5 protein-coding genes and 1 pseudogene are annotated in these 7766 nt (G+C 61.3%); 4 read left to right on the top strand and 2 right to left on the bottom strand.

The genetic code is table 11. The features are described from left to right. Window positions 1-88 precede the first annotated feature (88 nt). Entirely contained in the window at window positions 89-2482 is a 2394-nt protein-coding gene (cueA, locus tag PMI23_RS18260) for a copper resistance metal-translocating P1-type ATPase CueA (RefSeq protein WP_007914679.1), read from the top strand. Next, complete coding sequence (gene cueR, locus PMI23_RS18265; RefSeq protein WP_007914676.1) at window positions 2479-2892, top strand: Cu(I)-responsive transcriptional regulator; 414 nt, start codon at window positions 2479-2481, stop codon at window positions 2890-2892. Before cueA ends, cueR begins: the two co-directional genes overlap by 4 nt. On the opposite strand, the gene PMI23_RS18270 is transcribed toward cueR, so the two are convergent. Together PMI23_RS18270 and PMI23_RS18275 are read right to left on the bottom strand one after the other, a co-directional pair. Then, window positions 2846-4054: an MFS transporter gene (locus tag PMI23_RS18270; protein WP_007914674.1), complete on the bottom strand. Its 1209-nt coding sequence runs from the start codon at window positions 4052-4054 to the stop codon at window positions 2846-2848. The genes cueR and PMI23_RS18270 overlap by 47 nt on opposite strands. Before the next feature lie 355 nt (window positions 4055-4409). Continuing rightward, complete coding sequence (locus PMI23_RS18275; protein ID WP_007914672.1) at window positions 4410-5306, bottom strand: PA4780 family RIO1-like protein kinase; 897 nt, start codon at window positions 5304-5306, stop codon at window positions 4410-4412. A gap of 529 nt (window positions 5307-5835) precedes the next feature. Between PMI23_RS18275 and PMI23_RS30315 the strand changes: the two are divergent. Further along, window positions 5836-6843, top strand: a pseudogene (locus PMI23_RS30315) (cache domain-containing protein); the annotation flags it as partial. Window positions 6844-6972: 129 nt separating this feature from the next. Continuing rightward, window positions 6973-7701 carry a methyl-accepting chemotaxis protein gene (locus tag PMI23_RS30320; RefSeq protein ID WP_394505892.1) on the top strand — a complete coding sequence of 243 codons (729 nt, stop codon included), beginning with the start codon at window positions 6973-6975 and terminating at the stop codon, window positions 7699-7701. Window positions 7702-7766 lie beyond the last annotated feature (65 nt).

Consider the following 7766-nt stretch of genomic DNA (forward strand, 5'->3'; position numbering starts at 1 on the left):
GCGATCTTTTGCATTTGAGATTGGCGCTTGACCTTGCCCGCATGGCAAGGTTGATCCTTGTAGGCATCTACTACAGGGAGTACGACCGATGTCCGATTCCATCACTTTCGATCTGCCGATTGCCGGCATGACCTGCGCCAGTTGCGCCGGGCGTGTCGAGCGGGCATTGAGTAAAGTCAGCGGCGCCAGTGCCGTCAGCGTCAACCTCGCCACCGAGCAGGCCCGCGTGCAGGCACCCGGCGACAGCCTGCCGGCCTTGATGGAGGCGGTTGAACGCGCCGGTTACAGCGTCCCGCAGCAAACCCTGGAACTGAACATCGAAGGCATGACCTGCGCCTCCTGCGTCGGTCGCGTCGAGCGTGCGCTGAACAAAGTCCACGGCGTGAAAGGCGTCAGCGTCAACCTGGCCAACGAACGTGCGCACCTCGAACTACTTGGCCAGGTCGATCCGCAAAGTCTGCTCGACGCGGTGAGCAAGGCCGGATACTCGGCCAGCGTCTGGCAAGCTGATCACCCGCAAACCGATATCCAACAGCAGCGGCTGAAACATGAACGCTGGGCGCTGATCTGCGCGATCGCCCTCGCCCTGCCGCTGGTGGCGCCGATGTTGCTGCAACCGTTCGGCATTCACTGGATGCTCCCGGCTTGGGCGCAATTCGCCCTCGCCACGCCGGTGCAGTTCATTTTTGGTGCGCGCTTTTACGTCGCCGCGTGGAAAGCCGTTCGCGCTGGTGCTGGCAACATGGACTTGCTGGTCGCCCTCGGCACCAGCGCCGGCTACGGTCTGAGTCTTTATGAATGGGCCACCGCTGCCGGGCGCATGCCGCACCTGTATTTCGAAGCATCGGCGGTGGTCATTGCCTTGGTGCTGCTCGGTAAATATCTCGAGAGCCGCGCCAAACGCCAGACTGCCAGCGCCATCCGCGCCCTCGAAGCGTTGCGTCCGGAGCGGGCGATTCAAGTGATCGAAGGCCGCGAGCAGGATGTCGCTATCAGCGCCCTGCGCCTGGGCGATCTGGTGCTGGTCAAACCCGGCGAGCGTTTCCCGGTCGACGGCGAAGTCATCGAAGGCCAGAGCCACGCTGATGAAGCACTGATCAGTGGCGAAAGCCTGCCGGTACCGAAACAACCGGGCGACAAAGTCACCGGTGGCGCGATCAACGGTGAAGGTCGCTTGCTGGTGCGCACTCAGGCACTCGGCGCGGAAACCGTACTGGCGCGGATTATTCGTCTGGTGGAAGACGCCCAAGCGGCCAAGGCACCGATTCAGAAACTGGTGGATAAAGTCAGCCAGATCTTCGTGCCGACGGTGTTGCTGATTGCCCTCGCTACGCTGATCGGCTGGTGGCTCTACGGTGCGCCAATGGAAACGGCACTGATCAATGCTGTCGCGGTGCTGGTCATCGCTTGCCCATGTGCACTGGGCCTTGCCACGCCGACGGCGATCATGGCCGGCACCGGTGTAGCAGCGCGTCACGGCATTCTGATCAAGGATGCCGAAGCGCTGGAGCGCGCCCATGAAGTCAGCAGCGTGGTCTTCGACAAGACCGGTACGCTGACCTCCGGCACACCGCGTATCGCCCACTTCAGCGCCATCGACGGTGACGAAAACAACCTGCTGACACTGGCCGGCGCTCTGCAACGCGGCAGCGAACACCCACTGGCCAAAGCCGTGCTGGATGCAGCCGCCGAGCGCGGCCTGACGGTGCCCGAGGTCAGCGACAGCCAGTCGCTGACCGGTCGCGGCATCGCCGGCAATCTCGACGGCCGGCGCCTGGCGCTGGGCAATCGGCGGATGCTCGAAGAAAGTGATTTGAGCGCGGGCAACCTGAGCGAATCTGCCCAGGCATGGGAGGCCGAGGGCCGCACCCTGTCGTGGTTAATCGAACAAAGTCCTGAACCGCAAGTACTCGGCTTGTTCGCCTTCGGTGACACTTTGAAACCCGGTGCACTGGAAGCCGTACAACAACTGGCCGCGCGAAATATCCACAGCCATCTGCTGACCGGCGACAACCGTGGCAGCGCTCGCGTCGTCGCCGAGGCCCTGGGCATCAGCAATGTCCACGCTGAAGTGCTGCCAGCGGACAAAGCCGCCACCGTCACTGAGCTGAAAAAAACCGGCGTGGTCGCCATGGTCGGTGACGGCATCAACGACGCGCCGGCCCTCGCCGCTGCCGACATTGGTATCGCCATGGGCGGCGGCACCGACGTGGCCATGCACGCGGCGGGCATCACCCTGATGCGCGGCGATCCACGCTTGGTGCCAGCGGCGCTGGAGATCAGCCGCAAGACCTATGCGAAGATCCGCCAGAACCTGTTCTGGGCCTTCGTCTACAACCTGATCGGTATTCCGCTGGCGGCGTTCGGCTTCCTCAATCCGGTGCTGGCCGGTGCGGCGATGGCGCTGTCGAGCGTCAGCGTGGTGAGCAATGCGCTACTGTTGAAAACCTGGAAACCCAAGGACCTGGAGGAGCACCGATGAACATCGGTCAAGCGGCCAAACACAGTGGCCTCAGCGCGAAAATGATCCGTTATTACGAGTCGATCGGCCTGCTCAAAGCGGCGCATCGCACCGACAGCGGTTATCGGCTCTACGGTGACGATGACCTGCACACGCTGGCATTCATCAAGCGCTCGCGGGACTTGGGCTTTTCCCTGGAAGAAGTCGGCAAACTGCTGACCCTGTGGCAGGATCGCCAACGCGCCAGCGCTGATGTGAAGGCGTTGGCGCGCCAGCACATCGACGAGTTGAATCAGAAGATTCGCGAACTTGGCGAGTTGCGTGACACCCTGCAAGACCTCGTCGAGCACTGCAACGGCGACCACCGTCCCGACTGCCCGATTCTCAAGGAGCTGGCGTCGGGCTGCTGCGCGCAACCCGCCCGCGCTTGAGCGCCAACAGTTTCACCATGAGCAATGTGCCGAGGGGAATGCCGTGGAACAGCATGACCACGGCACCCGGCGTCCACCACGCGTAGAACGGCGCGGCGATGAGCATGCCGATGCCGAACCCGGTCATCTGCAGCAAAGTCAGCACGCTGAAAATCGGCAGGCGTAACTGCTCGGGTTCGCGTTGCAGACGCGACATCAGCCCGACTTCGGAAAAGCCGTCACCCAGTCCCGCCGGCAATGAAAACAGCAGCAGGCCGTAGAGGCTGTGTTGCTGGAACATCAGGATAAAGCCGCAGGACATCAGCGCCACGCCGAAGAAAAACCGTCGCTCGAGGTCAATGTTGTCCGAACCCTTCAGACGACTGGCGATTCGCGCACCCAGCAGTTTGCCGCTGGCCCACACCGCCAGCATCAGCCCCAGCGTGGTACTCGCCGACTCTGGCGTGAGCAGTTTGGAAATGATCGGAAAGCCAACGTTGTGCGCGGCGCTGCCCAGGGTGTCGGCCATGGTCACCGCAAGCATCGCAGCAACCACCGGCGCAGCACGCAAGCCCTGTTTGAGGGCTGACCATTCGCTGCGTTCGGTTTCCTCGTTGGCTGTTGCAGGTTCGAAACGCAGCGGCACGATCAACAATGCTGCCAGCAAATAGGTCAGTGCATTCAATGCGAACACCGTTTCAAAACCAAAACCCGCCACCAGCAAACCCGATACCAGACTGCCACCGACCATCGCGGCAGATGAGGCCGAGGTGATCCAGGCGTTGGCCTTGAGCAGTTGATCAGCAGGGATCAGACGCGGCAACTGGCTGTTGAGGCCGATGGCGAACATCGAGTTGCCCAGTCCCAGACCGAAGGCAATCACCGGCAACAGCATGGCTTGCTGGCTGACAGGCACAATCAATAAAAGACCCAGCACACTGGCGCGCAGCAGATCGAACGCGATCAGTGGCGCGCGTCCGCTGCATCGCCGGTAAAACGCAGTGCCGATCAAACTGGCAAAGATCCCCCCACCCACGCGGCTGGCGAGGAAAATCCCGACGCTCATGGCGCTGTTGCTCAGCAGGTAGACGTAGGTGGCCAGCGCGACCATGTTGAGGAAGGCGCCGAAATCGGAGATCAGTCGGGCGGTGACGATCAGGTGGGTGTTGCGCGGGGTGGTCACATTCAGTCCTTGAGTGTGGCTGGAGCGGTGGACAGTAGACGCGAAATTGCGTTGATCCGAAAGGGCCCTCACCCTAACCCGAAAGGGCCCTCACCCTAACCCTCTCCCAGGGGGAGAGGGGACTGATTGGGGGATGCTGTGGAGATACGCCGACCTGAAATTTCTTTACCGAATCCAAACAGGTCCAAATGCTGACCTCGTCCAATCCGTAATCGACCCGGTGTTTCAGGTCGATGTATGACGCAAGACACCTCGGTCGGACCCTTTCCCTCTGGGAGAGGGTTGGGGTGAGGGGCTTCTAGGGATTCTGATTCAAACAAAAAACCCGGCCGAAGCCGGGTTTCTCATCAAGCGATCACTGCATCCACGGTGGCGGCGGTGGTTCGTCGGACTTGCCTTTCGGCTCGTCGTCCGCTGCGCGGATGGCCTGCTTGCGTTCCTCGTCGAGGCGCGCCGCTTCGATCTCGCGCAATACCCCGCCCACATCGGCCAGGTCTTCCGGATCATCGAACTCACCGGTCAGCACACTGTTCGGGTGCAAGGTGCCGGCTTCGTACAACGCCCACATTTCCTTGGCGTACTTGGTCAGTTTCAATTCCGGCGCAAAGCGACCGAAGTACGAAGCCATGTTGCCGACATCGCGCTCCAGCATGCTGAACGCATGGTTGTTGCCGGCAGCGTCGACGGCTTGCGGCAGGTCGATGATGACCGGACCGGTCGGCGTCAGCAGCACGTTGAACTCCGAGAGGTCACCGTGCACCAGACCGGTACACAACATCAGCACGATCTGCGAGATCAGGAACGCGTGATACTCGCGCGCCTGATCCGGCTCCAGCACCACGTCGTTCAGACGCGGCGCGGCATCGCCGAATTCGTCGGCCACCAACTCCATCAACAGCACGCCGTCGAGGAAGTCATACGGCTTGGGCACCCGCACGCCGGCACCGGCCAGACGAAACAGCGCCGCCACTTCGGCGTTCTGCCAGGCATCTTCGGTTTCTTTGCGACCGAACTTGGAGCCCTTGGCCATCGCCCGAGCCTGTCGGCTATTACGAACCTTGCGGCCTTCCTGATACTCGGCCGCCTGGCGGAAACTGCGTTTGTTCGCCTCCTTGTAGACCTTTGCGCAACGTAACTGATTGCCGCAGCGCACCACATAAACAGCTGCTTCTTTACCACTCATCAGTGGGCGCAGCACTTCGTCGACCAGACCGTCCTCGATCAGGGGTTCAATGCGTTTTGGAGTCTTCATCAGCTTTTATTGTGGGTCCTTTATTACCAAACACGCGAATGTCACTCGTTATACGGCAATCCTCGCATCACGGGGAGGGGTTGCCGACCTGTGAACGTTGAGAATGCACACACTGTGCCGGATTAAACAGGGCCAACTCTGCGTTCGCGCATCGACCGTCGAGAATCATAGCCGAGCCTGTTGTACTTGTTGGTACATGTCTTCAAGGGCATTTGCGACAGAATCTGACATTTGGCTGATGCCCCCTTCGGAAGATTTTTGCAAAGTCGCCTCAATTTCCCTGTTTCGCAGCCGAAGTCCTCAATGACAGAGGGATTTGTCCGACAATCGTTCCACAATAATCAGCGATGCCGCACTCAGGGCAACGGGTGATCCATAACGTTTTCGGCTGCCAATAAACCACAAGTCATCTGCACTGCGTGGGCCTACAAGAAAATCTGGAGCGCGGATGAACATCAAACAGAAATTGACGTGGGCGTTTGCAATCATCGCCTGCTTGCCGGTGGTGCTGGTCGCAACGCTGGTGGTGATGAACCTGCGCAGCGATGCCCGGGACAGCTTTGTCGACAGCAGCGGTCGCGAGATCCGTCAGGTCAGCAATGCCATGCAGCTGTTTTTTGATGGCATCAGCCAGAACGTCGATTACCTGGCGTCGCAACCGCTGATCAAAAACACCGACGACAGCCTCAAGACCTACATGGGCGCCAACGCCGAATCCATCCCACAGGGCGAGATGGACAAAAAGGTCTTCGCGTTCCTCCAGGACCTGGGCAACGCTCACCCGGCTTACGCCTACGCCATCGTCGGCACCGCTGCCGGTGGTTACGTGTCGTGGCCGGACGATCCCAAGCTCAACAACTACGACCCGCGTCAGCGGCCGTGGTACAAGGCTGCCCAGGCCAAACCGGGCAAGCCGTTGCGTACCGCCGCTTATTACTGGGCGCAGGACGATGCGACCTACGTCAGCACCGTGCGCACCATCGACAACAAACTCGGCAGCAACGGCGGCGTGGTCAGCATCGACGTGACGCTCAAGCAGCTCACCGAGATCGTCAAACAGATCAAGCTGGGCGAAACCGGCTACCTGATGCTCCTGGAAAACAGCGGCACGGTGCTGGTCGACCCGAAACAGCCGGAACACAATTTCAAGCCGCTGGACAGCCTCGGCGAAGGCTATGCGCAACTGGCCAAGGCCGGCAAAGGCCTGGTGGAAGTCGAGCTTAATGGCGAGCGCTACATGGCCAACGTCTGGCCGTCGGAGCAATTGGGCTGGACCTTCGTTGGCCTGATCAAGCAGAGCGATGTGATGAGCTCGGCCACGCAACTGACTTGGCTGATCGCGATCATCGCTGCCGTGCTGGCCGTGCTGTTCGCCGTGGTCGGCGCCAGTTTCGCCAGCCTGATCGTGCGTCCGATCCGCAGCGTCGCCAGCGGTCTGGAAGGCATCGCGCAGGGCGAAGGCGACCTGACCAAAAACCTCGACATTCGGGGCAACGACGAAACCGCGCAACTGGCCAACTGGTTCAATCAGTTCCTCACCGCGATCCGCAGCCTGATTCAGCACATCGGCGGCGCCGCCGGGAAAATCCTCGCGACCTCGCAGAGCTCGACCCGCGTGTCGAGCGACATGGCCGAAGCGGCCGGGCGGCAGCGTGAAGCCGTCGACATGGTCTCGACCGCCTTCCACGAAATGGTCGCCACCGCCAACGAAGTCGCGCGCTCGTGCAGTCAGGCGGCGGACTCGGCGGACAGCGGCCAGCGTCAGGCTCGTCAAGGCCAGCAGCAGATTGATGCGGCGGTGCACAGCGTCGACCAACTGAGCCAGGAGCTGGAGCAATCGGCGCAGTCGATGCAGCAACTGGAGCGCGACAGCAACGATATCCAGTCGATCCTCGGCACCATCCGTTCCATCGCCGAACAGACCAACCTGCTGGCGCTCAACGCCGCCATCGAAGCGGCGCGTGCCGGTGAACAGGGCCGCGGTTTTGCCGTGGTCGCCGATGAAGTGCGCGCACTGGCCAAACGCACCGCGGATTCGACGGCAGAGATTGATGGCCTGCTCGGCAATCTGGCCAAGCGCACCAGTCAGGTCACGCAGCAGATGCACGCCAGCCTGCAGGTCTCGCAGCAGTCAGTGACGCGTATCGGCGAGGCGCGCGAGAGTTTCGGGCAGATCCGCGAGTCGGTGGACGTGATCCGCGACATGAACACGCAGATCGCCACCGCCGCTGAAGAGCAACACCAAGTGGCGGAGGACATTAACCGGCATATCAGCCAGATTCACGGGGATGCGCAGTTGGTGGCAGAACTGGCCAACTCGGCGCGTCTGGATTCGCAGAGTCTGGCGGGGTTGTCGAATGAGCTGGATGGGTTGGTCAGACGGTTTCGTACCTGAACCTCAACAGCGACCCCAGCCCTCTCCCAGAGGGAGAGGGGGCTTACCGAGGTGTCTGGCGGCAT

The organism is Pseudomonas sp. GM24 (assembly GCF_000282235.1).
GTDB lineage: Bacteria > Pseudomonadota > Gammaproteobacteria > Pseudomonadales > Pseudomonadaceae > Aquipseudomonas.